This is a genomic window from Pseudomonas vranovensis DSM 16006 (genome assembly GCF_000425805.1).
Lineage (GTDB): Bacteria > Pseudomonadota > Gammaproteobacteria > Pseudomonadales > Pseudomonadaceae > Aquipseudomonas > Aquipseudomonas vranovensis.
Genome location: NZ_AUED01000004.1, coordinates 62,247 through 85,482 on the forward strand (window position 1 = coordinate 62,247; position 23,236 = coordinate 85,482).

Consider the following 23,236-nt stretch of genomic DNA (forward strand, 5'->3'; position numbering starts at 1 on the left):
AAGCGCATGAGTACCCATGTTTTCAAACCCGATATGCCGCCACCGGTGAAAACCGTGGGCGTGCTGGCCTGGATGCGCGCCAACCTGTTCTCCAGCTGGCTCAATACCTTGCTTACGCTGTTTGCCCTGTACCTGGTCTGGCTGATTGTGCCGCCGCTGCTGCAGTGGTCGATCTTCGATGCCAACTGGGTGGGCACCACCCGTGCCGACTGCACCAAGGAAGGTGCCTGTTGGGTGTTCATCCAGCAGCGCTTCGGTCAGTTCATGTACGGCTACTACCCCAGTGAACTGCGCTGGCGGGTCGACCTGACCGTGTGGCTGGCGGTGATCGGCGCAGCGCCGCTGTTCATCTCGCGCTTCCCGCGCAAGGCGATCTATGGCCTGAGCTTCCTGGTGTTGTACCCGATCATTGCCTACACCCTCCTGCACGGAGGCTACCTGGGCCTTGAAACGGTACCGACCAGTCGCTGGGGTGGCCTGATGCTGACACTGGTGATTGCCACCGTAGGTATCGTCGGCGCCTTGCCGCTGGGCATTCTGCTGGCCCTGGGGCGACGCTCGAACATGCCGGCGGTGAAGGTGGTGTGCGTGACCTTCATCGAGTTCTGGCGTGGCGTGCCGTTGATCACGGTGTTGTTCATGTCGTCGGTGATGCTGCCGCTGTTCCTGCCTGAGGGCATGAGCTTCGACAAGCTGCTGCGGGCCATGATCGGGGTGATCCTGTTCCAGTCGGCGTATATCGCCGAGGTGGTGCGCGGTGGCCTGCAGGCCATTCCCAAGGGGCAATACGAAGCGGCTGCAGCCATGGGGCTGGGCTACTGGCGCTCCATGGGCCTGGTGATCCTGCCGCAAGCCCTGAAGCTGGTGATTCCCGGCATCGTCAACACCTTCATTGCCTTGTTCAAGGACACCAGCCTGGTGATCATCATCGGCCTGTTCGACCTGCTCAACAGTGTCAAGCAAGCCGCTGCCGACCCGACCTGGCTGGGCATGGCGACCGAGGGCTACGTGTTCGCCGCCCTGGTTTTCTGGATTTTCTGTTTCGGTATGTCCCGCTACTCCATGCATCTGGAGCGCAAGCTGGACACAGGCCACAAGCGTTAGGAGTGTTCCCATGAGTGAAGCGATCAAACAGCCTGTGAGCCCTGAAGGCATTATTCAGATGCAGGGCGTGAACAAGTGGTACGGCCAGTTCCACGTGCTCAAGGACATCAACCTCAATGTGCGTCAGGGTGAGCGCATCGTGCTGTGCGGGCCGTCGGGGTCGGGCAAGTCGACGACCATCCGTTGCCTCAACCGCCTGGAAGAGCACCAGCAGGGCCGTATCGTGGTCGATGGTGTGGAACTGACCAACGACCTCAAGCAGATCGAAGCGATCCGTCGTGAAGTCGGCATGGTGTTCCAGCACTTCAACCTGTTCCCGCACCTGACCATTCTGCAGAACTGCACCCTGGCGCCGATGTGGGTGCGCAAGCTGCCCAAGCGCAAGGCCGAGGAAATCGCCATGCACTACCTGGAGCGTGTGCGGATTCCGGAGCAGGCGAACAAGTACCCGGGGCAGTTGTCGGGTGGTCAACAGCAGCGTGTGGCGATTGCCCGGGCGCTGTGCATGAAACCCAAGATCATGCTGTTCGACGAGCCGACCTCGGCACTCGACCCTGAGATGGTCAAGGAGGTGCTCGACACCATGGTCAGCCTCGCCGAAGACGGCATGACCATGCTGTGCGTAACCCACGAAATGGGCTTTGCCCGGACCGTGGCGAACCGGGTGATCTTCATGGATAAAGGGGAGATCGTAGAGCAGGCGGCGCCGGATGACTTCTTCGACCGGCCGCAGAATGAGCGCACCCAGCTGTTCCTGAGCCAGATCCTGCATTGATGTTGGAGCGGGCTTGCCCCGCGATGACGCCAGGCTGGGCGATATGTCTCTATCGTCTGGCCTGGCGTCATCGCGGGGCAAGCCCGCTCTTACTGTTTCAGGCCATCAGTTTTCTTCTTTGACCGCCGGCGCAGGCGGTGGGCGCAAGCCGATTTCGGCAGTCAGTTTGAGCTCCTTGCCATTGCGCATGACCAGGATCGCCACTTTATCGTTCGGCTTGATCCGAGCCACCTGGTTCATGGAACGGCGCGCATCGCCTGCCAGTTCGCCATTGATGCTCAGGATCACGTCGCCCAGTTGCAGCCCGGCCTTCTGCGCCGGCCCGTCGCGGAAAATTCCCGACACCACGATACCGGGTCGATCCTTCATGCCGAACGATTCGGCCAGTTCCTGACCCAGCGCCTGCACTTCGATACCCAACCAGCCACGAATGACCTGGCCATGCTCGATGATCGACTTCATCACCTCCAGCGCCAGCTTGGTCGGGATGGCGAAGCCAATGCCCTGGGAACCACCGGACTTGGAAAAGATCGCCGTGTTGATACCGGTCAGGTTGCCGCTGGCATCGACCAGCGCACCACCGGAGTTGCCCGGGTTGATGGCCGCGTCGGTCTGGATGAAATCTTCGTAGTTGTTCAGGCCCAGTTGGTTGCGGCCGGTTGCGCTGATGATGCCCATGGTCACGGTCTGGCCAACGCCAAACGGGTTGCCGATGGCCAGGGCCACGTCACCGATATGAATATTGTCGGAGCGGCCGATGGTGATCGACGGCAGGTTTTTCAGGTCGATCTTGAGTACGGCAAGGTCGGTTTCCGGATCGCTGCCGATCACCCGTGCCAGGGTTTCTCGGCCATCCTTGAGGGCTACCACGATCTGGTCTGCGCCGGAGGTCACGTGGTTGTTGGTCAGCAGGTAGCCTTCCGGGCTCATGATCACCGCCGAGCCCAGGCTCGACTCCCAGCGCCGTTGCTTGGGCAGGTTGTCGCCGAAGAACCGGCGGAACTGCGGGTCTTCGAACAGCGGGTGGGCAGTCTTGTTCACAACTTTGGTGGTGTACAGATTGGCGACTGCCGGTGCGGCAATGCTCACCGCGTCGGCATACGACACGGGACCCTGCATGATGCGCGTGGTCTGCGGCGCTTGTTGCAGGTTGACGTCCTGGCTGGGCAGGCCGACCCATTGCGGAAAGCGCTGGATGATCAGCAGGGCGATCAACACGCCGACCAGCAGCGGCCAGCCAAAGTAACGCAAAGCCTTGAACATTGAACGAATCCTGGGAGTGGGCAGAGGGCCGCTAGAACTGCGTGGGAGCGAGCGCGCGCGATCATACTGCGGCCGAAGCCGTGCAGGAACTGTTTAATCGCAACGTGAGCCATCAGTACCGCGTGCAGGCCCCCTGGCAGCCGCCGTCGGTTTCCCCAAACCCGGCGACGGCCCATAATGGCGGTCATTATACGGGGCCTTGCGCCGCACTGAACTGCTGAATTGAGGAGTCTTTTCATGGCTGTTGCCCTGAGCACCCTGGTCGAGGAAGCCGAACGCTACCTTGGCAGCGCAAAAATCCAGGATTACTGCCCCAATGGCCTGCAGGTCGAAGGGCGGCCGCAAGTCACTCGCATCGTCAGTGGCGTTACCGCGAGCCAGGCACTGCTGGATGCGGCGGTCGAAGCCAATGCCGACCTGGTGCTGGTACACCACGGTTACTTCTGGAAAGGCGAGAACCCCTGCATTACCGGCATGAAACAGCGCCGATTGACAACCCTGCTCAAGAACGACCTGAGCCTGCTGGCCTATCACCTGCCGCTGGACCTGCACCCGGAGGTCGGCAACAACGTGCAACTGGCCCGGCAACTGGATATCACCGTCGAAGGTCCGCTGGACCCGGACAACCTTCGGGTCGTCGGCCTGGTCGGCTCATTGGCCGAGCCCATGTCGGCACGGGACTTTGCCCGCAAGGTGCAGGAAGTCATGGGTCGCGAACCCCTGGTGATCGAGGGTGAGCGGACCATTCGCCGAGTCGGCTGGTGTACCGGCGGCGGCCAGGGCTATATCGACCAGGCGATTGCCGCCGGGGTCGATCTGTACCTCAGTGGTGAAGCCTCCGAGCAGACCTTTCATAGCGCGCGGGAAAACGGCATCAGTTTCATCGCCGCCGGCCACCATGCCACCGAGCGTTATGGCGTGCAGGCCCTGGGCGATTACCTGGCCCGGCGCTTCGCCCTGGAGCACCTGTTCATCGACTGTCCGAACCCGATCTGAAGCTAAAACGGCAGGGCATATTCTTATACTGTTTCGTTCTAGTTGGGCGTCTAAATAGAATCGAGTGCTGTGATAAAGTGGCCCGCTCGAACACGGCCCGCTGGCCGTCCATAAGATCGTATTTCCGTGAGTAGCCATGGTCGACAAACTGACGCATTTGAAACAGTTGGAGGCGGAGAGCATCCACATCATTCGTGAGGTGGCCGCCGAGTTCGATAACCCGGTGATGCTGTACTCGATCGGCAAGGATTCGGCCGTGATGCTGCATCTGGCGCGCAAGGCCTTCTTCCCGGGCAAGTTGCCGTTCCCGGTGATGCACGTCGACACCCAGTGGAAATTCCAGGAGATGTACAGCTTCCGCGACAAGATGGTCGAGGAAATGGGCCTGGAGCTGATCACTCACGTGAACCCGGACGGCGTCGCCCAGGGCATCAACCCGTTCACTCACGGCAGTGCCAAGCACACCGACATCATGAAGACCGAGGGCCTGAAACAGGCGCTCGACAAGTATGGTTTCGATGCCGCCTTCGGTGGTGCCCGCCGCGACGAAGAAAAGTCCCGGGCCAAGGAACGCGTCTACTCGTTCCGCGACAGCAAGCACCGCTGGGACCCGAAAAACCAGCGCCCGGAGTTGTGGAACGTCTACAACGGCAAGGTCAACAAGGGCGAATCGATTCGCGTCTTCCCCCTGTCGAACTGGACCGAGCTGGACATCTGGCAGTACATCTACCTCGAAGGCATCCCGATCGTGCCGCTGTACTTCGCTGCCGAGCGCGAAGTGATCGAGAAGAACGGCACCCTGATCATGATCGACGACGAGCGCATCCTTGAGCACCTCTCGGATGAAGAAAAAGCCCGCATCGTCAAAAAGAAGGTGCGCTTCCGTACCCTTGGCTGCTACCCATTGACGGGGGCGGTGGAGTCCGAGGCCGAAAGCCTCACCGACATCATCCAGGAAATGCTCCTGACCCGTACGTCCGAGCGGCAGGGCCGTGTCATCGACCACGATGGCGCAGGCTCGATGGAAGACAAAAAACGGCAAGGGTACTTTTAAGCTTCGAGTTACAAGCGGCAAGCTGCAAGTTAGAGGCGTGATGCGTAGCTTCTAGGTTTTGGCGGCTGCCGCCCATTGTGGGCGCGAAGGAGTGCCCATCATGGACTTTGAGAAGCGGGTTGTTTGGCAGAGAAGCAAAAACCTGGCAGGGACGGGATCTCGGAGACAACGACCAGATCACGCGAGCAGCGTTCTCGATTCCCTCGAATATCGCCGAAGGCATGGAGCGCGGCACGACCAGAGAGAAAGTGCCCCACCTGTGCATTGCCAAGGCCTCCTGCGGTGAATTGCGTACGCAGATCATCATTGGAGGAGAAATAGGTTATCTGCCTCAACCGTTATCGAATGAGTGGATTACAGAGACTCGTGAGCTTTCCAGAATGCTGAGCGGGTTGATCAACAAAATTTCTGACTAGTTGTACGCCGACAAGCTTGCCGCTTGAAGCTTACAGCTTGGAGCTTGAATGTAATGAGCCACCAATCTGAATTGATCAGCGAGGACATCCTCGCCTACCTGGCCCAGCACGAGCGTAAAGAACTGCTGCGCTTTTTGACCTGCGGTAACGTCGACGACGGCAAGAGCACCCTGATCGGGCGTTTGCTGCACGACTCCAAGATGATCTACGAAGACCATCTTGAAGCCATCACCCGCGATTCGAAGAAAGTCGGCACCACCGGTGACGATATCGACTTGGCGTTGCTGGTCGACGGCCTGCAGGCCGAGCGTGAGCAGGGCATCACCATCGATGTGGCCTACCGCTATTTCTCCACCGCCAAGCGCAAGTTCATCATTGCCGACACCCCGGGCCATGAGCAGTACACCCGCAACATGGCCACCGGTGCGTCCACCTGCGACCTGGCGATCATCCTGGTCGATGCCCGCTATGGCGTGCAGACCCAGACCCGCCGTCACAGCTACATTGCCTCGTTGCTGGGCATCAAGCACATTGTCGTCGCCGTGAACAAGATGGACCTCAAGGGCTTCGACGAGGGCGTGTTCGAGAGCATCAAGGCCGACTACCTGAAGTTTGCCGAAGCGATCAACATGACCCCGAGCAGCTTGCACTTCGTGCCGATGTCGGCGCTCAAGGGCGACAACGTGGTCAACCGCAGCGAGCGTTCGCCGTGGTATACCGGCCCGGCGTTGATGGAAATCCTCGAAACCGTCGAAGTGGCAGCCGATCGCAACTTCACCGACCTGCGTTTCCCGGTGCAGTACGTCAACCGTCCGAACCTGAACTTCCGCGGTTTCGCCGGTACCCTGGCCAGCGGCGTGGTGCACAAGGGCGACGAGATCGTCGTATTGCCGTCGGGCAAGAGCAGCCGGGTCAAGTCCATCGTCACCTACGAAGGCGAGCTGGAGAACGCGGGCCCGGGCCAGGCCGTGACCCTGACCATGGAAGACGAGATCGACATCTCTCGTGGCGACCTCCTGGTGCATGCCGATAACGTTCCACAGGTGACGGACCAATTCGAAGCCATGCTGGTATGGATGGCTGAAGAGCCGATGCTGCCGGGCAAAAAATACGACATCAAGCGCGCCACCAGCTATGTGCCAGGCTCGATTGCCAGCATCACCCACAAGGTCGATGTGAACACCCTGGAAGAGGGCGCTGCCAGTGCCTTGCAGCTGAACGAGATCGGTAAGGTCAAGGTCAGCCTGGACGCACCGATTGCCCTGGACGGCTATGACAGCAACCGCACCACCGGTGCCTTTATCGTCATTGACCGCCTGACCAACGGCACCGTCGGCGCTGGCATGATCATCGCGCCACCGGTCGTGCCACACGGCACTATCGGCCAGCACGGCAAACTGGCCCATGTGGCCACCGAAGAACGTGCCTTGCGCTTCGGCCAGCAGCCAGCCACCGTGCTGTTCAGCGGCCTCTCGGGCGCAGGCAAGAGCACCCTGGCGTATGCCGTGGAGCGCAAGCTGTTCGACATGGGCCGTGCGGTCTATGTGCTCGATGGTCAGAACCTGCGCCACGACCTGAACAAGGGCCTGCCACAGGACCGCGCCGGGCGTACCGAGAACTGGCGTCGTGCCGCGCACGTGGCGCGTCAGTTCAACGAAGCCGGCCTGCTGACCCTGGCGGCCTTCGTTGCCCCGGATGCCGAAGGCCGCGAACAGGCCAAGGCACTGATCGGCAAGGAGCGATTGCTCACTGTGTACGTGCAGGCATCGCCAATGGCCTGCCGCGAGCGTGACCCGCAGGGCCTGTACGCCGCCGGCGGTGACAACATCCCGGGCGAAAGCTTCCCGTATGACGTGCCGTTGGATGCAGACCTGGTGGTCGACACCCAGAACGTCAGCCTGGAAGAGGGCGTCAAGCAGGTGCTGGAGTTGCTGCGAAAGCGTGGCGCCATCTAAGCGTTTGGCGTGAACAAGAAACCCCACCTCGGTGGGGTTTTTTGTTGCCTGCACAAAAGTAGCGCGGGGCAAGCCCGCTCCTACACTGTAGGAGCGGGCTTGCCCCGCGATGTAACTAATTTAACTGTGTAGAAAGCTGCTGGGTGTTGCCCGCAATTTGCAATAGGATTGACGGGGTATGTTTTTATAAAATCTACGTTGTGGTGCATATTTATGGTTTTGTGATTTTGACTGGCAGTACATTGATATCTCCGATTTGGAATTGGAGGTGTGAAATGTCGGTTGAATATGTTGTCTTTCAAAATTCTGGTTCTATGCTTTTGCCCGCAAACCATATGCTTTTGCCAGGTCAGTTCCTGATGTCTGAAAATGGTCGATATTATTTGAGGCTAAAACCAGAAGGGGACCTGGTCATTGAGCAGGACGGTGCGCAGGTTTGGGTGGCTGATACTAATCAGCCATTTAGCTCGACGATTCGCAGGAAGAAAATGCGCCAGTCGTTAAATTTTGTGGTGAGTAACTCCGGGTTTTTGTATGACCCATCCAGAGGAAGGCTATGGATAGCGGAGAGTACACATACGACTGATAAGTCTTTTTGGTATAACAATTATTTAGTATTGACCGACGATGGAAATCTGGTGATTTATGATCAGCGTTCAGGTGAGGCCCCGATGGGCTCGAGAGGGCTTTGAGCCTGGGCGCTACCCAAAGCCTAAACCCTATAAATTGATTTTTAATTTCCCGGTTTTTGATTGGCAGTGGGGTTAACGAGTAATGCGCCTTTCACATTGTTGCATTAGCGGGTCCATGTCGCATTTGAACTGTTTTTCATAAGCGACCTCTTTAAAGATAAACCTACCGTTGGAACAGGCCGCTAGCGATAATATCAGAAGTCCCGCTATCATTTTCATGATTTACCTAGGCTCGTGTCGAGGGGGTTGAAATGATCCCTCGGTGCGGGTGCTAGGTATACATCAACGCTTCCTGATCCTATGTAGGCTTATGGTGCTCCGGACGTAGGTCTTTTGGGCGCACATTGCTAAATATTGTAACTGAAACAGCATGTCAAATATGCTTCTCCGACACAGGAATAACCCGCTTCTCCTTCACTGCCTTGAACGAAAAACTCGAATAAATCTCCTTCACTCCCGGCAAACTTTGCAATACCTCTCGGGCGAACTCGCCAAACGATTCCAGGTCTCGCGCCAATATTTCCAGCAAGAAGTCATAGCGCCCGGAAATATTGTGGCAAGCCACGATCTCGGGAATTTCCATTAGCCGCTGTTCAAACGCGCGGGCCATTTCCTTGGTGTGCGAGTCCATCATGATGCTGACGAACGCCGTGACGCCAAAGCCCAGGGCCTTGGGCGAGAGGATGGCCTGGTAGCCGGTGATGTAGCCGTTTTCTTCCAGCAACTTCACCCGCCGCCAGCATGGCGAGGTGGTCAAGGCGACGCTGTCGGCCAGTTCGGAGACGGTCAGGCGGGCGTTGTCCTGCAGGGCGGCGAGCAGGGCACGGTCGGTACGGTCGATGGCGTTAGGCATAACTTGCCCTCGGTAGGCTGGATTTATTGTTTTTTTATCAACAACCCTATTCGAGGGTAGTCATATTTGGAAAAAAATCAGCACATCAGTGGCATAAGCTTATAACAAATCACAAGAGGCTGTTGTCATGAGCGGCTCCACCAAGGATTCAGGTTTTGCTACCCGTGCCATCCACCACGGCTACGACCCGCTGGCCAACCAGGGGGCGCTGGTGCCTCCGGTCTACCAGACTGCCACCTTCGCCTTTCCTACCGTTGAATACGGTGCTGCCTGTTTTGCAGGGGAGGAGGGCGGACACTTCTACAGTCGTATCTCCAACCCTACCCTGGCCTTGCTGGAAACACGCATGGCTTCGCTCGAAGGCGGCGAGGCCGGCCTGGCACTCGCTTCCGGCATGGGCGCGATCACCGCGACCTTGTGGACCCTGCTGCGACCCGGCGACGAGGTGCTAGTAGGGCGCACTTTGTATGGCTGTACCTTCGCCTTCCTGCACCACGGTATCGGCGAGTTCGGGGTCAAGGTCCGGCATGTGGACATGACTGACGTTGCTGCCGTCGCTGCTGCGATCGGCGCTGATACCAAGGTGATCTACTTCGAGACCCCGGCCAACCCCAACATGCAGATGGCTGATATCGCTGCAGTGGCCAAGCTTGCGCACAAGCACGACATCAAGGTGGTGGTCGACAACACCTACTGCACCCCATACCTGCAACGCCCGCTGGAATTGGGCGCTGACCTGGTAGTGCATTCGGCAACCAAGTACCTCAGCGGTCATGGCGACATCACGGCCGGCCTGGTGGTGGGCAGCAAAGTGCTGGTGGATCGGATTCGTCTTGAGGGTCTGAAGGACATGACCGGCGCGGTGATGTCACCCCACGATGCCTCCTTGCTCATGCGTGGCATGAAGACCCTGACCTTGCGCATGGAGCGACACTGCAGCAACGCCCAGGTAATCGCCGAGTTCCTCCAGCAACACCCTGCTGTGGAAATGATCAACTACCCCGGCTTGCCGACCTTCCCCCAGTACCAACTGGCCCGCCGGCAGATGTGCTTGCCAGGTGGCATGATCGCGTTCGAGCTCAAGGGCGGGATCACTGCCGGGCGACGCTTCATGAATGCCCTGCAGCTGTTCAGCCGGGCGGTCAGCCTGGGGGATGCCGAGTCCCTGGCGCAACACCCGGCGAGCATGACCCATTCCAGCTACACGCCGCAGGAGCGTGCCCAGTACGGAATTTCCGAAGGGCTGGTGCGCCTGTCGGTCGGTCTTGAGGATATCGACGACCTACTGGCAGACATCGAACAGGCCCTGACGGCCTGTGCCTGAACCCACCACGGAAGGGGTCCATGCAATGGTGGCAATGATGAACCTGGTGCCGGATGAAGGTGTGCCGCTTCGACCTGGCGATGAAGCCGAGGTCGATAGCGATCCGGGCGAGACTGCCGAGTGGCTGGAGGCGTTGGAATCGACCCTGCATCACTGCGGCCCGCAGCGGGCCCGATTCTTGTTGGAGCAGCTCGAAGCCCATGCCCGGGAGCTGGGTGTGGCCCGTGGTGTTCAGGCGTATTCGGCCTACCGCAACAGCGTCCCCGTGGAGCTGCAGGGTGCTTATCCAGGGGATCTGGAGCTTGAGGAACGCATCACCAGCCTGCTGCGCTGGAATGCGTTGGCCATGGTGATGCGGGCCAATCACGCTTATGGCGACCTGGGCGGACACATCGCCAGCTACGCCTCGGCGGCGGAAATTTTCGAGGTTGGCTTCCAGCATTTTTTCCGGGGTGATGATGGCGGTGAGCGCCGCAGTGCCGACCTGGTGTTCTTCCAGCCGCATTCGGCGCCGGGTATTTATGCTCGCGCCTTCCTTGAAGGGCGTCTGAGCGAAGAGCAACTGGCCCGCTATCGCCAGGAAGTGGCGGGCAACGGCCTGTGCTCCTATCCCCACCCCTGGCTGATGCCGGACTTCTGGCAGTTCCCGACCGGTTCCATGGGCATCGGACCAATCAATGCCATCTACCAGGCGCGTTTCATGCGCTACCTGCAACACCGCAACCTGGTCGACACCTCGCAGCGCCATGTATGGGGCGTGTTCGGCGATGGTGAAATGGACGAGCCCGAATCCATCGCCGGCCTGACCCTGGCGGCGCGTGAGCAACTGGACAACCTCACTTTCGTGGTCAACTGCAACCTGCAGCGCCTGGATGGCCCGGTGCGTGGCAATGGCCAGATCATCCAGGAGCTTGAGTCCCTGTTCAGCGGCGCCGGCTGGAATGTGATCAAGGTGCTGTGGGGCTCGGAATGGGATGCCTTGTTTGCCCGCGATACTGAACATGTGCTGCTGCGCCAGCTGGCGGCAACGCCCGATGGCCAGTTCCAGAACCTGGGGGCCAAGGACGGCGCCTACAACCTCGAGCACTTCTTCAATCAGCACCCGGCCCTGCAAAAGCTGGTGGAGCATATGAGCTCGGCCGAGATCAATGGGCTCAAACGCGGTGGTCATGACCTGCGCAAGTTGTACGCAGCCTACGCGGCGGCCAAGGCCTGCAAGGGCCGGCCGACGGTGATTCTGGCCAAGACCAAGAAAGGCTACGGCATGAGCGCGGCGGGCGAGTCGAAGATGACCGCACATCAGGCCAAGAAGCTGGACGTCCAGGCCCTGCTGGCTTTTCGCGACCGCTTTCACCTGCCGCTGAGTGACAGCCAGGTCGAGCAACTGCAGTTCTATCGTCCCGCCGAAGACAGTCCGGAGTTACGCTACTTGCGTGAACGCCGTGCGGCCCTTGGCGGCCCTCTGCCAAGGCGGCGCAGTGAAGTCAAACCCGTTCCGGTGCCCGACCTCCACACCATGGGCGCCTTCGCCCTGCAGGCCGAAGGCAAGGAAATGTCCACCACCATGGCAGCAGTGCGCATGCTGGGCGCCTGGCTCAAGGCGCCGACGCTGGGGGCGCGTGTAGTGCCGATTGTTGCCGACGAGGCGCGTACCTTTGGCATGGCCAGCCTGTTCCGGCAGATCGGGATCTATTCCCCGCTGGGGCAACGCTATGAGCCCGAGGATGCCGGCTCGCTGTTGTCGTACAAGGAAGCACGAGACGGTCAGTTGCTGGAGGAGGGCATCACCGAGGCTGGCGCGTTGTCGTCCTGGGTGGCGGCGGCCACCTCTTATGCCGTGCATGGCGAGCCGATGCTGCCGGTGTACATCTATTACTCGATGTTCGGCTTCCAGCGCGTCGGCGACCTGATCTGGGCCGCTGCGGACCAGCGTGCCCGCGGCCTGTTGCTCGGCGCCACCGCTGGGCGGACCACGCTGGGTGGCGAAGGGCTTCAACATCAGGACGGCTCAAGCCTGGTCATGGCCTCGATGGTACCTAACTGCCGCGCCTGGGAGCCGTGCTTCGCCGGTGAGCTGGCGGTGATTCTCGAACATGCAGCCAGGCGCATGCTCACCGAGCAGCGCGACGAGTTCCATTACGTGGCGGTGATGAACGAAAACTATCCACAGCCGTCCCTGCCCGAGCGGTTGCATGAAGAGGTGTTGCGCGGCATGTACCGATATGTCGAACAGCGGGTCGCCGATGCACGGGGGCGGGTGCGCCTGTTGGGGTCAGGAGCGATCCTGCGCGAGGTCATCGCCGCCAGTGAGTTGCTGGCCAGCGACTGGCAGATTGAAAGCGATGTGTTCAGTGTCACCAGTTTCAGCGAACTGGCCCGAGAGGCGCGGGAGGTCGATCGCTCCAGCCGCCTGGGCCAAGGGACAGGCGAGTTCAGCCATGTACATCGTTGCCTGGCCGGAAGTGTGCCGGTCATTGCCGCGACCGACTACGTGCGCGCCTGGCCGCAACTGATTGCCGAGTACGTGCAGGCGCCGTACGTGACGCTAGGCACCGACGGCTTTGGCCGCAGCGATACCCGCCAGCAGTTGCGGCGGTTCTTTGAGGTCGATCGCTTCAGTATCGTGCTGGCCAGCCTGCACAGTCTGGTGCGCCAGGGAGGGATCACCCAGCACCTGCTGGATGAAGCACTGGAACGGTACGGCTGTTGGCAAGGAGAGGCGCCCTGGTGCTGCTGATGCTGCTGCTCCCATGAAAAATGCCCCGCCTCTTTCGAAGCGGGGCATTTTACGTTCGCACATACCGGCTGTATCAGTTGCGCTTGAGCCCGTACTGTTCATCCAGCATGCCCGGTGCATTGGGCGCTTTGGGTGCGTAGTCGCGGGGTACTTCGGTATCCTTCGGTGGTGTCAGGCGATCACGCGGGGCCTGGGCGGCTTCCGAGTGCAGGGCGGCCAGCAGGCGCTGGCGGGTCAGTTCGTCCAGGGCCAGGCGGTTGGCGCCATCGGCCAGGTGATCCTGGACTTCCTGGTAACTCTGGGTCAGTTTCTTGACCAGTGCAGCCGTACTGTTGAAGTGGGTAACCACCTCATTCTGGTAGCTGTCGAAACGTTCCTGGATATCATCCAGCTGACGCTGGGTGCTGCTCGGCGCTGCATTGGGCAGCAGGCGGGCGACCAGGAAACCAACGACGACGCCCACGACGAGGGCCAGGGTCGGCAACAACCAAACTAAGAGCGAGAGTTCCACGAGTCCTTCCTCTATAAACGGCTTTGCTTTACGTTAACGGCTCGGACCTGCGCTGTATACCGCGAACGATCGCAAATATCTCAGACAGAATCATTCAGCTAGACGAGTCGACCCTTTCCGAGGTCACGGAGTTTATCCTTGCTTATCCGCGAAACCCCCGTATTCATCGATGGCCCGGTCGGCCAATTGGAAGCCTTGTACCTTGACGTCACCGATGCCCGCGGCATCGTGCTGCTGTGCCACCCCAACCCGGTGCAGGGTGGGACCATGACCAACAAGGTGGTGTCGATGCTGCAGCGCACCGCTCGCGATGCCGGCTACATTACCCTGCGTTTCAACTATCGTGGCGTGGGCGCCAGTGCCGGCAGCCACGACATGGGCAGCGGCGAGGTGGACGATGCCGAGGCCGCAGCGGCCTGGTTGCTGGAAAAGCATCCACAACTGCCATTGACCTTGATGGGCTTTTCCTTCGGCGGCTTCGTCGCGGCAAGCCTGGGTGGTCGCCTTGAAGCCGAAGGCGTTTCGCTCAAGCAACTGTTCATGGTCGCCCCGGCGGTGATGCGCTTGAAGGATCAGGATGCGATTCCACACAACTGCGCCCTGAGTGTGATTCAGCCCGATACCGACGAAGTGATCGATCCGCAGATCGTCTACGACTGGTCGGACACACTCCCACGCCCCCATGAGCTGCTGAAAGTGGCAGAATGCGGACACTTTTTCCACGGCAAGCTCACCGACCTCAAGGATCTGGTGCTGCCGCGCCTTTCAAATTGATACAAGCCTGATAAGCGATTACCCATGACTACGCGCATCCTTACCGGTATCACCACCACGGGCACGCCTCACCTGGGCAACTACGCCGGTGCCATCCGCCCGGCGATCCTCGCCAGCCGTGAGCCAGGTGTCGACTCGTTCTACTTTCTGGCCGACTACCACGCCCTGATCAAATGCGATGACCCGCAGCGTATCCAGCGTTCGCGTCTGGAAATCGCCGCGACCTGGCTGGCTGGTGGCCTGGATCCGGAGCGCGTGACTTTTTATCGTCAGTCCGATATCCCCGAAATCCCGGAGCTGACCTGGTTGCTGACCTGCGTGGCTGCCAAGGGTCTGCTCAATCGTGCGCACGCCTACAAGGCTTCGGTGGACAAGAACCTGGAGAACGGTGAAGACCCGGATGCCGGTATCAGCATGGGGTTGTACAGCTACCCGGTACTGATGGCCGCCGACATCCTGATGTTCAACGCCAACAAGGTTCCGGTCGGCCGCGACCAGATCCAGCACGTGGAAATGGCCCGTGATATCGGCCAGCGCTTCAATCACCTGTTTGGCCAGGGCAAGGAGTTCTTCGCCATGCCTGAAGCGCTGATCGAAGAGAGCGTGGCCACGCTGCCGGGCCTGGACGGTCGCAAGATGTCCAAGAGCTACGACAACACCATCCCTTTGTTCACCAGTGCCAAGGACATGAAAGACGCTATCTCGCGTATCGTCACCGATTCGCGCGCGCCGGGCGAAGCCAAGGACCCGGACAACTCGCACCTGTTCACCTTGTTCCAGGCCTTCGCCACCCCCGCACAAGCCGACGAGTTCCGCAGCGAATTGCTGCAGGGCCTGGGCTGGGGCGAGGCCAAGCAACGCCTGTTCCAATTGCTCGACGGCCAGTTGAGCGAGCCGCGCGAGCGCTATCACCAGCTGATCAGTCGCCCGGGTGACCTGGAAGACATCCTGCTGGCTGGTGCGCAGAAAGCCCGCAAGGTCGCCACACCGTTCCTGGCCGAGCTGCGCGAAGCGGTAGGCCTGCGCTCGTTCCGCAACATCGAGCAGGGCACTGCCCAGGTCAAGAAGAAGGCGGCCAAGGCTGCGCGCTTTGTCAGCTTCCGTGAAGACGATGGCAGCTTCCGCTTCCGCCTGCTGGCCGCTGACGGCGAGCAACTGCTGCTGTCGCGCAACTTCGCCGATGGCAAGACCGCCGGTGCCGTGACCAAGCAACTGCAGCAGGGTGGCGAACTGGATGTGCGCAATGAAGGCCTGGGCTTCAGCCTGTGGCTGGAAGGGCAATGCGTTGCCGACGGCCCGCAGCTTGCCGACGAAGCGACGCGCGACGCCGCCATCGAGAGCCTGCGCACTGCGTTGCAGCCGCAGCAGGACTGAACGATCTGACGCAAGTCTGATTGCCATTATCCGGGGCCGTCGCTACAGTGACGGCCCGCTTTTGTTGCCTTGCTAACGAATTATGACGCCCCTAGAACGATATCAAGCAGATCTGAAACGTCCCGAATTCTTCCATGATGCGGCGCAGGAAACAGCGGTGCGTCATTTGCAGCGCCTGTACGATGATCTGATCGCGGCGCAGAACAACAAGCCGGGTGTGTTCGGCAAGTTGTTTGGCAGGAAGGAGCAGGCACCGGTCAAGGGCTTGTATTTCTGGGGTGGGGTAGGGCGTGGCAAGACCTACCTGGTCGACACCTTCTTCGAGGCGCTGCCGTTCAAGCAGAAAGTGCGTACGCACTTCCACCGCTTCATGAAGCGTGTACATGAGGAAATGAAAACCCTCAAGGGCGAGAAGAACCCGCTGACCATCATTGCCAAGCGTTTCTCCGAAGAGGCGCGGGTGATCTGCTTCGATGAGTTCTTCGTTTCCGACATCACCGACGCGATGATCCTCGGCACCCTGATGGAAGAGCTTTTCAAGAACGGCGTCACCCTGGTGGCCACTTCCAACATCGTGCCGGACGGCTTGTACAAGGACGGCCTGCAACGTGCGCGTTTCCTGCCTGCCATCGCCCTGATCAAGCAGAACACCGATATCGTCAACGTCGACAGCGGCGTCGACTATCGCCTGCGTCACCTGGAACAAGCCGAACTGTTCCACTTCCCGTTGGACGAAGCGGCTCACGAAAGCCTGCGCAAAAGCTTCAAGGCACTGACGCCGGAGTGTACCCAGGCCGTCGAGAACGACGTGCTGGTGATCGAGAACCGTGAGATTCGTGCCCTGCGTACCTGTGACGACGTGGCCTGGTTCGAATTTCGCGAGCTGTGCGATGGCCCGCGCAGCCAGAACGACTACATCGAGCTGGGCAAGATCTTCCATGCCGTGCTGCTCAGTGACGTCGAGCAGATGAGCGTTGCCACCGATGACATCGCTCGTCGCTTCATCAACATGGTCGACGAATTCTATGACCGCAACGTCAAGCTGATCATTTCGGCCGAAGTTGAGCTCAAGGATCTGTATACCGGCGGTCGCCTGACCTTCGAGTTCCAGCGGACCCTCAGCCGGTTGCTGGAAATGCAGTCCCACGAATTCCTTTCGCGGGCGCACAAGCCTTAAGGGCAGCGGCAAGCCACAAGCTAAAAGCGGCAAGCAGGAGCAAGAGCGGATCGCACCGCCCTTGCTCCTGCTTGCCGCTTTTAGCTTAAAGCTTACAGCTATGGAGGCCCTCAGGCCTCCTGCATGAACTGTTGGCGATACTGGTTTGGCGACAACTCGGTGTGCTGCCTGAACAGTCGTGCAAAGAAGCTCGCGTCGTCGTAGCCGACCTCGTAGCTGATGGTCTTGATGCTCTTGCGTGTGCCCGACAACAAGCCCTTGGCCGTTTCGATCCGCAGCCGCTGCAGGTAGTGCAGGGGCTTGTCACCGGTGGCGCTCTGGAAGCGGCGCATGAAGTTGCGGATGCTCATGCCGTGGTTGCGGGCCACGTCCTCGAAGCGGAACTTGTCGGCAAAGTGTTCTTCAAGCCACTGTTGGATCTGCAGGATGATCAGGTCCTGGTGCAGTTTCTGCCCACCAAAGCCCATGCGTCCCGGGGTGTAGTTGCGCTGCACTTCGTAGAGGGTGTCGCGGGCGACGGCCTGGGCTACATTGGCCCCGCAGAAACGCTCGATCAGGTAGATGTACAGGTCGCAGGCCGAAGTGGTGCCGCCTGCGCAGTAGAGGTTGTCGGCATCGGTCAGGTGCTTGTCCTGGTTCAGGCTGACCTTGGGAAAGCGCTCGGCGAACTGGTTGAAGAAACGCCAGTAGGTGGTCGCTTCCTTGCCATCGAGCAGGCCCGCCTCGGCCAGCCAGAACACGCCGCTGGCTTCGCCGCAGAGCACTGCGCCACGGGCGTGCTGTTGCTGCAGCCAGGGCAGTACCTGGGGATAACGCTGGCAGAGGGCGTCAAAGTCGTCCCAGAAGGCCGGCAGAATGATCACGTCGGCCTCTTCAAGGCCACCATCCACGGGTAGTTGGACATCACTGAAACTGCGCACCGACTCGCCGTCAGGGCTGACCAGGCGGGTCTCGAATATCGGCCGCAGCCCCAGGCCCAGCTGCTTGCTGTAGCGCAGGCTGGCGAGGTGGAAAAAGTCCTTGGCCTGCATCAGGGTAGAAGCAAAGACGTTGTCGATGGCCAGGATACTGACGCGCCGCAAGGACGCGGAGGGTTGGGTAAACATCATTTTCTTTATTCTTATAGGGTAGAGTGGTCAATCACCGGCTGGATCGTCTTATTTTTTGGCCGTTGTGTCTACCCTCGGTTCCCGCGCAATGCGCGAGAACCGCCAATGCATCTCAAGGGGCGGGGTTGGGCTGGTCCTGGTGGATGGCTTCAATGCCTGCCAGCAGTTCGTCGGAGAGTTTCAGGTCGAAGCTCGCCAGGTTGCTGTCGAGTTGCGCAAGGCTGGTGGCGCCGATGATGTTGCTGGTAACGAAAGGCTGTCGGGTGACGAACGCCAGGGCCATCTGTGCCGGGTCCAGGCCGTGGTCGCGGGCCAGCTTCACGTAGCGACTGCAGGCGGCCACGGTCTGCGGGTTGGAGTAGCGCGAGAAGCGGCTGAACAGTGTCAGCCGACCCTTCGCGGGGCGTGCACCGTTTTCGTACTTGCCCGAGAGCATGCCAAAGGCCAGGGGCGAGTAGGCGAGCAAGCCGCATTGTTCGCGGATGGCGATTTCCGCCAGGCCCACTTCAAAGCTGCGATTGAGCAGGTTGTAGGGATTCTGGATCGACACCGCCCGGCTCCAGCCGCGGCTCTCGGCCAGTTGCAGGAACTTCATGGTGCCCCACGGGGTTTCATTGGACAGGCCGATATAGCGGATTTTGCCAGCCTTGACCTGCTCGTCGAGCACTTCCAGGGTTTCTTCCAGCGGGGTGAAGTGATCCTGGGGCAAGTGCTGGTAGCCCAGCTTGCCGAAGAAGTTGGTGCTGCGCTCGGGCCAGTGCAGTTGGTACAGGTCGATCCAGTCGGTCTGCAGGCGCTTGAGGCTGTCGTCCAGGGCGGCGACGATGTGCTGGCGGTTGTGCTTGAGCTGGCCGTCGCGAATGTGGCTGATGCCGTTGCCGGGGCCGGCCACCTTGCTGGCCAGGATCCAGTCGGCGCGGTCGCCGCGGGCCTTGAACCCGTTGCCGATGATGCGTTCGGTGGCGGCGTAGGTTTCAGGGCGTGGCGGAACCGGGTACATCTCGGCGGTATCGATGAAATTGATTCCGGCGGCCTTGGCGCGCTCGATCTGCGCGAAGGCCTCGGCCTGGTCATTTTGCTCGCCCCAGGTCATGGTGCCCAGGCACAGGGCGCTGACATTGAGGTCGGTACGGCCCAGTTGGCGGTAGTCCATCGGCATCTCCCTGGCAAAAGAAGCATAAAAGCAGGTTGAATTTTTTTTCGCAATCTGGATAATTCAGCCCCTCTCCGTGCTGTGGGAGTGATGCCCCGCTTCATAGAAGAACCCTGCCGAATATTGGACGCGCTGACCCGAGCCCCCGATAGCGTCCGTGTGCGGCTGTGTCCTTGACTTGTCAAGGTGCGCACTATCCAGTAAGATCCGCCGTCTTAATTTTCGCTGGGCGGCCCCTGAGGCTATAAAGAATGAAAACTTTTACTGCTAAACCGGAAACAGTAAAGCGCGACTGGTTCGTAGTTGATGCCGCTGGTCAGACCCTGGGTCGTCTGGCTACCGAAATCGCTAGCCGTCTGCGTGGCAAGCACAAGCCAGAATACACTCCTCACGTTGACACCGGCGACTACATCGTCGTCATCAACGCCGAGCAGATCCGTGTCACTGGTGCCAAGACTACGGACAAAATGTACTACTCCCACTCCGGCTTCCCGGGCGGTATCAAGGAAATCAACTTCGAAAAGTTGATCGCCAAGGCCCCAGAGCGCGTGATCGAGACCGCGGTTAAAGGCATGCTGCCTAAAAACCCACTGGGTCGCGACATGTACCGTAAGCTGAAGGTTTATGCGGGCGCTACTCACCCTCATACTGCTCAGCAGCCCCAAGAACTGAAGATTTAACGGAATAGTTCATTATGTCGGCGACTCAAAATTACGGCACTGGCCGTCGCAAGACCGCAACCGCTCGCGTTTTCCTGCGTCCAGGTACCGGTAACATCTCCATCAACAACCGTTCTCTGGACGTGTTCTTCGGTCGTGAAACCGCGCGCATGGTAGTACGCCAGCCGCTGGAACTGACCGAAACCACCGAAAAGTTCGACATCTACGTCACCGTTATCGGTGGTGGTGTCAGCGGCCAGGCCGGTGCAATCCGTCACGGTATCACCCGTGCACTGATGGACTACGACGAAACCCTGCGTGGCGCTCTGCGCAAAGCTGGCTTCGTTACCCGTGACGCTCGTGAAGTCGAGCGTAAGAAAGTGGGTCTGCGTAAAGCACGTAAGCGTCCTCAGTACTCCAAGCGTTAATTTCGCTTCGGCGTTCAAAAAAAAGCCCGGTTCCTTGTGGAACCGGGCTTTTTTTATGTCTTGAATAACTATGCTGTTCTTTACTGTGACAACTTGCCGCATAGACGCAAGTCAAGAGCTACAAGGGATTGCGCCTTGGGCACAGGCTAATCACCTTGTCAGAGAAGGGTCTTTTCATTACCATGCGGCAAATTTTAAGCAGTTCAGAAATTACTTAGTAGATGCCTGTTGTAACAGGCCATAAAGCTGATGGGAGAGGACTGAATGAGCAATGACGGCGTCAATGCAGGCCGGCGTCGCTTCCTCGTAGCAGCCACATCCGTGGTGGGTGCTGCAGGAGCGGTGGGGGCTGCGGTCCCGTTCGTGGGGTCATGGTTCCCCAGTGCCAAGGCGAAAGCCGCAGGTGCACCGGTGAAGGTCAATATCGCCAAGGTAGAGCCAGGTCAGCAGATGATTGCTGAATGGCGTGGCCAGCCGGTCTTCATCGTCCGTCGCACCGAAGAGATCCTTGGCAACCTCAAGAAGATCACCGGTGACCTCTCCGACCCTGAGTCCAAGGCCTCGGTTCAGCCCACCTACGTCAACCCGGAAAACCGTGCGATCAAGCCGGAGATCCTGGTGCTGGTCGGTTTGTGTACTCACCTGGGCTGTTCGCCAACCTTCCGTCCTGAAGTCGCTCCTGTGGACTTGGGCCCCAAGTGGGTCGGCGGTTATTTCTGCCCATGTCACGGTTCCCACTACGACCTGGCAGGCCGCGTCTACAAATCCCAGCCGGCGCCGCTCAATCTGCCAGTGCCGCCGCACTCTTATGAGTCGGACGACATCATTGTCGTCGGCGTCGATCAGGAGAACGCGTGATGAGTAAGTTCATGGATTGGGTTGACGCCCGCTTCCCCGCGACCAAGATGTGGGAAGACCATCTCAGCAAGTATTACGCACCGAAGAACTTCAACTTCTTCTACTTTTTCGGCTCCCTGGCACTGCTGGTGCTGGTCAACCAGATCGTTACCGGTGTCTGGCTGACCATGAGCTTCACCCCGTCGGCCGAAGAGGCATTCGCCTCGGTCGAGTACATCATGCGTGACGTCGAATACGGCTGGATCCTGCGCTACCTGCACTCCACCGGTGCTTCGGCGTTCTTCATCGTCGTCTACCTGCACATGTTCCGCGGCCTGCTGTACGGCTCGTACCAGAAGCCGCGCGAGCTGGTCTGGGTGTTCGGCATGCTGATCTACCTGGCGCTGATGGCCGAGGCCTTCATGGGCTACCTGCTGCCGTGGGGCCAGATGTCCTACTGGGGTGCCCAGGTGATCATCTCGCTGTTCGGTGCCATCCCAGTGATCGGCGATGACCTGACCCAGTGGATCCGTGGTGACTACCTGATCTCCGGCATTACCCTGAACCGCTTCTTCGCCCTGCATGTCGTGGCCTTGCCGATCGTTATCCTCGGTCTGGTGGTGCTGCACATCCTGGCACTGCACGAAGTGGGCTCGAACAACCCCGATGGCGTCGACATCAAGAAGCACAAGGACGAGAACGGCGTGCCGCTCGATGGCATCGCTTTCCACCCTTACTACACCGTGAAGGATATCGTCGGTGTCGTGGTGTTCCTCTTCGTGTTCTGCGCCGTGGTGTTCTTCTTCCCGGAAATGGGCGGTTACTTCCTGGAGAAGCCGAACTTTGAGCAGGCCAACGCCTTCAAGACCCCTGAGCACATTGCCCCGGTCTGGTACTTCACCCCGTTCTACGCGATTCTGCGGGCGGTCCCGGACAAGCTCCTGGGTGTCATTGCCATGGGTGCAGCGATTGCCGTGCTGTTCGTGCTGCCCTGGCTCGACCGTAGCCCGGTCAAATCCATGCGCTACAAGGGCTGGATGAGCAAGGCCTGGCTGCTGGTGTTCTGCATCTCGTTCGTGATCCTCGGTGTGCTGGGTGTACTGGCGCCAACCCCGGGCCGTACGTTGCTGTCGCAGGTTTGCACCTTCCTGTATTTCGCCTACTTCATTCTGATGCCGTTCTACACCAGGCTTGAGAAGACCAAACCGGTTCCGGAAAGGGTGACTGGCTGATGAAAAAGCTACTTGCAGTATTGATTCTGGCAGTGATGCCCTCGTTGACCTTCGCGGCCGAACACGGCCTGGTTCTGGACAAGGTTGATATCGATCTGACCGACAAGGCCGCCATGCAGGACGGTGCGCGCACCTTTGCAAACTATTGCATGGGTTGCCATAGCGCCAAGTTCCAGCGTTACGAGCGTGTTGCCGACGACCTGGGCATTCCTCACGAGCTGATGCTCGAAAAGCTGGTGTTCACGGGTGCCAAGATTGGCGACCACATGAAGATCGGCATGCAGCCTGACGATGCCAAGACCTGGTTCGGCGCCGCGCCGCCGGACCTGACCCTCGTTGCCCGGGTTCGTGGCACCGACTGGCTGTACACTTACCTGCGCAGCTTCTACGAAGACAAGTCGCGCCCGTACGGCGTGAACAACAAGGTCTTCCCGAACGTGGGCATGCCGAACGTACTGGTTGGCCTGCAGGGTAACCAGGTGATTGGCTGCAAGCAGGTGCAGACCGTAGTCGACGGCAAGAAGCAATATGACCCGCTGACCGGCTCGCCGTTGACCCATGAAGCGTGCGACCAGCTAACCGTGGAGCCGAAATCTGGTACCCTGACCGAAGAGCAGTTCGACGAGAAGGTCAAGAACCTGGTGACCTTCCTGGCCTACTCGGCCAACCCGGTCAAACTGGAAAGCCAGCGCATCGGTACCTACGTGTTGTTGTACCTGGCCTTCTTCTTCGTATTCGCTTATCTGCTCAAGCGCGAATACTGGAAGGACGTGCACTGATCACGCAGTAGTTTCTGGTAGTTGAACGCGCCCT

At 59.6% G+C, this 23,236-nt stretch carries 21 protein-coding genes and 1 pseudogene; 17 read left to right on the forward strand and 5 right to left on the reverse strand.

Features of this window, described 5'->3' with window-relative positions; translation table 11 throughout:
• Window positions 1-6: 6 nt before the first annotated feature.
• Both H621_RS0109970 and H621_RS0109975 read left to right on the forward strand, forming a co-directional pair.
• Window positions 7-1,104 carry an amino acid ABC transporter permease gene (locus H621_RS0109970; RefSeq protein WP_028943255.1) on the forward strand — a complete coding sequence of 366 codons (1,098 nt, stop codon included), beginning with the start codon at window positions 7-9 and terminating at the stop codon, window positions 1,102-1,104.
• Window positions 1,105-1,114: 10 nt separating this feature from the next.
• Entirely contained in the window at window positions 1,115-1,879 is a 765-nt protein-coding gene (locus H621_RS0109975) for an amino acid ABC transporter ATP-binding protein (RefSeq protein WP_028943256.1), read from the forward strand.
• A gap of 105 nt (window positions 1,880-1,984) precedes the next feature.
• Here H621_RS0109975 and algW read toward each other — a convergent pair whose 3' ends face one another.
• On the reverse strand, window positions 1,985-3,142 hold the full coding sequence (algW, locus tag H621_RS0109980; protein ID WP_028943257.1) for a Do family serine endopeptidase AlgW: 1,158 nt from the start codon (window positions 3,140-3,142) through the stop codon (window positions 1,985-1,987).
• Between the two features lie 237 nt (window positions 3,143-3,379).
• Between algW and H621_RS0109985 the strand changes: the two genes are divergently transcribed.
• The 5 genes and pseudogenes from H621_RS0109985 to H621_RS27020 all read left to right on the forward strand — a co-directional run bounded on the left by H621_RS0109985 (window position 3,380) and on the right by H621_RS27020 (window position 8,255).
• A complete protein-coding gene (locus H621_RS0109985; protein WP_028943258.1) occupies window positions 3,380-4,138 on the forward strand; it encodes a Nif3-like dinuclear metal center hexameric protein in 759 nt (252 codons plus the stop codon).
• Window positions 4,139-4,274: 136 nt separating this feature from the next.
• Entirely contained in the window at window positions 4,275-5,192 is a 918-nt protein-coding gene (cysD, locus tag H621_RS0109990; RefSeq protein ID WP_028943259.1) for a sulfate adenylyltransferase subunit CysD, read from the forward strand.
• Between the two features lie 100 nt (window positions 5,193-5,292).
• Window positions 5,293-5,608: pseudogene (locus tag H621_RS27015) on the forward strand (four helix bundle protein).
• 53 nt (window positions 5,609-5,661) lie between these two features.
• Window positions 5,662-7,563, forward strand: a complete 1,902-nt coding sequence (gene cysN, locus H621_RS0110000) for a sulfate adenylyltransferase subunit CysN (RefSeq protein ID WP_028943260.1) — start codon at window positions 5,662-5,664, stop codon at window positions 7,561-7,563.
• A gap of 275 nt (window positions 7,564-7,838) precedes the next feature.
• Complete coding sequence (locus H621_RS27020) at window positions 7,839-8,255, forward strand: hypothetical protein (protein WP_245219046.1); 417 nt, start codon at window positions 7,839-7,841, stop codon at window positions 8,253-8,255.
• A 373-nt stretch (window positions 8,256-8,628) separates the two neighbouring features.
• On the opposite strand, the gene H621_RS0110010 is transcribed toward H621_RS27020, so the two are convergent.
• A complete protein-coding gene (locus H621_RS0110010) occupies window positions 8,629-9,108 on the reverse strand; it encodes an Lrp/AsnC family transcriptional regulator (RefSeq protein ID WP_028943261.1) in 480 nt (159 codons plus the stop codon).
• A gap of 127 nt (window positions 9,109-9,235) precedes the next feature.
• Between H621_RS0110010 and H621_RS0110015 the strand changes: the two genes are divergently transcribed.
• Together H621_RS0110015 and mdeB are read left to right on the forward strand one after the other, a co-directional pair.
• Window positions 9,236-10,432, forward strand: a complete 1,197-nt coding sequence (locus H621_RS0110015; protein ID WP_028943262.1) for a methionine gamma-lyase — start codon at window positions 9,236-9,238, stop codon at window positions 10,430-10,432.
• A 25-nt stretch (window positions 10,433-10,457) separates the two neighbouring features.
• On the forward strand, window positions 10,458-13,169 hold the full coding sequence (gene mdeB / locus H621_RS0110020) for an alpha-ketoglutarate dehydrogenase (RefSeq protein WP_084167950.1): 2,712 nt from the start codon (window positions 10,458-10,460) through the stop codon (window positions 13,167-13,169).
• Window positions 13,170-13,242: 73 nt separating this feature from the next.
• Here the strand turns inward: mdeB and H621_RS0110025 are convergent, their stop codons facing one another.
• Entirely contained in the window at window positions 13,243-13,680 is a 438-nt protein-coding gene (locus H621_RS0110025) for a Z-ring associated ZapG family protein (RefSeq protein ID WP_028943264.1), read from the reverse strand.
• Between the two features lie 138 nt (window positions 13,681-13,818).
• Between H621_RS0110025 and H621_RS0110030 the strand changes: the two genes are divergently transcribed.
• The 3 genes from H621_RS0110030 to zapE all read left to right on the forward strand — a co-directional run bounded on the left by H621_RS0110030 (window position 13,819) and on the right by zapE (window position 17,005).
• Window positions 13,819-14,454 (forward strand): alpha/beta hydrolase, encoded by a 636-nt coding sequence (locus H621_RS0110030; RefSeq protein WP_028943265.1) that lies wholly within the window; start codon window positions 13,819-13,821, stop codon window positions 14,452-14,454.
• A gap of 24 nt (window positions 14,455-14,478) precedes the next feature.
• Window positions 14,479-15,828: a tryptophan--tRNA ligase gene (locus tag H621_RS0110035; protein ID WP_028943266.1), complete on the forward strand. Its 1,350-nt coding sequence runs from the start codon at window positions 14,479-14,481 to the stop codon at window positions 15,826-15,828.
• Between the two features lie 82 nt (window positions 15,829-15,910).
• A complete protein-coding gene (zapE, locus tag H621_RS0110040) occupies window positions 15,911-17,005 on the forward strand; it encodes a cell division protein ZapE (protein ID WP_028943267.1) in 1,095 nt (364 codons plus the stop codon).
• A gap of 110 nt (window positions 17,006-17,115) precedes the next feature.
• Here zapE and H621_RS0110045 read toward each other — a convergent pair whose 3' ends face one another.
• Window positions 17,116-18,036, reverse strand: coding sequence for a GlxA family transcriptional regulator (locus H621_RS0110045; RefSeq protein WP_209420937.1), 921 nt, complete (start codon window positions 18,034-18,036; stop codon window positions 17,116-17,118).
• A 190-nt stretch (window positions 18,037-18,226) separates the two neighbouring features.
• Window positions 18,227-19,267, reverse strand: a complete 1,041-nt coding sequence (locus tag H621_RS0110050) for an NADP(H)-dependent aldo-keto reductase (RefSeq protein ID WP_028943269.1) — start codon at window positions 19,265-19,267, stop codon at window positions 18,227-18,229.
• Window positions 19,268-19,518: 251 nt separating this feature from the next.
• On the opposite strand from H621_RS0110050, the gene rplM reads away from it, so the two are divergent.
• From rplM to H621_RS0110075, 5 genes are all read left to right on the forward strand, one after another.
• Window positions 19,519-19,947, forward strand: coding sequence for a 50S ribosomal protein L13 (gene rplM / locus H621_RS0110055; protein WP_028943270.1), 429 nt, complete (start codon window positions 19,519-19,521; stop codon window positions 19,945-19,947).
• Between the two features lie 14 nt (window positions 19,948-19,961).
• Window positions 19,962-20,354: a 30S ribosomal protein S9 gene (gene rpsI, locus H621_RS0110060; RefSeq protein WP_028943271.1), complete on the forward strand. Its 393-nt coding sequence runs from the start codon at window positions 19,962-19,964 to the stop codon at window positions 20,352-20,354.
• A gap of 264 nt (window positions 20,355-20,618) precedes the next feature.
• On the forward strand, window positions 20,619-21,212 hold the full coding sequence (petA, locus tag H621_RS0110065; RefSeq protein ID WP_028943272.1) for a ubiquinol-cytochrome c reductase iron-sulfur subunit: 594 nt from the start codon (window positions 20,619-20,621) through the stop codon (window positions 21,210-21,212).
• A complete protein-coding gene (locus tag H621_RS0110070) occupies window positions 21,212-22,423 on the forward strand; it encodes a cytochrome b (protein ID WP_028943273.1) in 1,212 nt (403 codons plus the stop codon). The genes petA and H621_RS0110070 overlap by 1 nt, the downstream gene beginning before the upstream one ends.
• Window positions 22,423-23,202 carry a cytochrome c1 gene (locus H621_RS0110075; RefSeq protein WP_028943274.1) on the forward strand — a complete coding sequence of 260 codons (780 nt, stop codon included), beginning with the start codon at window positions 22,423-22,425 and terminating at the stop codon, window positions 23,200-23,202. The genes H621_RS0110070 and H621_RS0110075 overlap by 1 nt, the downstream gene beginning before the upstream one ends.
• Window positions 23,203-23,236: the final 34 nt, after the last annotated feature.

What these genes read in the sequence shown, in the direction of transcription:
- H621_RS0109985 (WP_028943258.1), top strand. Translation starts at nt 3,380, where the DNA reads ATGGCTGTTGCCCTGAGCACCCTGGTCGAGGAAGCCGAACGCTACCTT.
- cysD (WP_028943259.1), top strand. Translation starts at nt 4,275, where the DNA reads ATGGTCGACAAACTGACGCATTTGAAACAGTTGGAGGCGGAGAGCATC.
- H621_RS0110015 (WP_028943262.1), top strand. Translation starts at nt 9,236, where the DNA reads ATGAGCGGCTCCACCAAGGATTCAGGTTTTGCTACCCGTGCCATCCAC.
- petA (WP_028943272.1), top strand. Translation starts at nt 20,619, where the DNA reads ATGAGCAATGACGGCGTCAATGCAGGCCGGCGTCGCTTCCTCGTAGCA.
- H621_RS0109975 (WP_028943256.1), top strand. Translation starts at nt 1,115, where the DNA reads ATGAGTGAAGCGATCAAACAGCCTGTGAGCCCTGAAGGCATTATTCAG.
- mdeB (WP_084167950.1), top strand. Translation starts at nt 10,458, where the DNA reads ATGGTGGCAATGATGAACCTGGTGCCGGATGAAGGTGTGCCGCTTCGA.
- H621_RS0110070 (WP_028943273.1), top strand. Translation starts at nt 21,212, where the DNA reads ATGAGTAAGTTCATGGATTGGGTTGACGCCCGCTTCCCCGCGACCAAG.
- zapE (WP_028943267.1), top strand. Translation starts at nt 15,911, where the DNA reads ATGACGCCCCTAGAACGATATCAAGCAGATCTGAAACGTCCCGAATTC.
- rplM (WP_028943270.1), top strand. Translation starts at nt 19,519, where the DNA reads ATGAAAACTTTTACTGCTAAACCGGAAACAGTAAAGCGCGACTGGTTC.
- rpsI (WP_028943271.1), top strand. Translation starts at nt 19,962, where the DNA reads ATGTCGGCGACTCAAAATTACGGCACTGGCCGTCGCAAGACCGCAACC.
- H621_RS0110075 (WP_028943274.1), top strand. Translation starts at nt 22,423, where the DNA reads ATGAAAAAGCTACTTGCAGTATTGATTCTGGCAGTGATGCCCTCGTTG.
- cysN (WP_028943260.1), top strand. Translation starts at nt 5,662, where the DNA reads ATGAGCCACCAATCTGAATTGATCAGCGAGGACATCCTCGCCTACCTG.
- H621_RS27020 (WP_245219046.1), top strand. Translation starts at nt 7,839, where the DNA reads ATGTCGGTTGAATATGTTGTCTTTCAAAATTCTGGTTCTATGCTTTTG.
- H621_RS0110035 (WP_028943266.1), top strand. Translation starts at nt 14,479, where the DNA reads ATGACTACGCGCATCCTTACCGGTATCACCACCACGGGCACGCCTCAC.
- H621_RS0110050 (WP_028943269.1), bottom strand. Translation starts at nt 19,267, where the DNA reads ATGGACTACCGCCAACTGGGCCGTACCGACCTCAATGTCAGCGCCCTG.
- H621_RS0110010 (WP_028943261.1), bottom strand. Translation starts at nt 9,108, where the DNA reads ATGCCTAACGCCATCGACCGTACCGACCGTGCCCTGCTCGCCGCCCTG.
- algW (WP_028943257.1), bottom strand. Translation starts at nt 3,142, where the DNA reads ATGTTCAAGGCTTTGCGTTACTTTGGCTGGCCGCTGCTGGTCGGCGTG.
- H621_RS0109970 (WP_028943255.1), top strand. Translation starts at nt 7, where the DNA reads ATGAGTACCCATGTTTTCAAACCCGATATGCCGCCACCGGTGAAAACC.
- H621_RS0110045 (WP_209420937.1), bottom strand. Translation starts at nt 18,036, where the DNA reads ATGCAGGCCAAGGACTTTTTCCACCTCGCCAGCCTGCGCTACAGCAAG.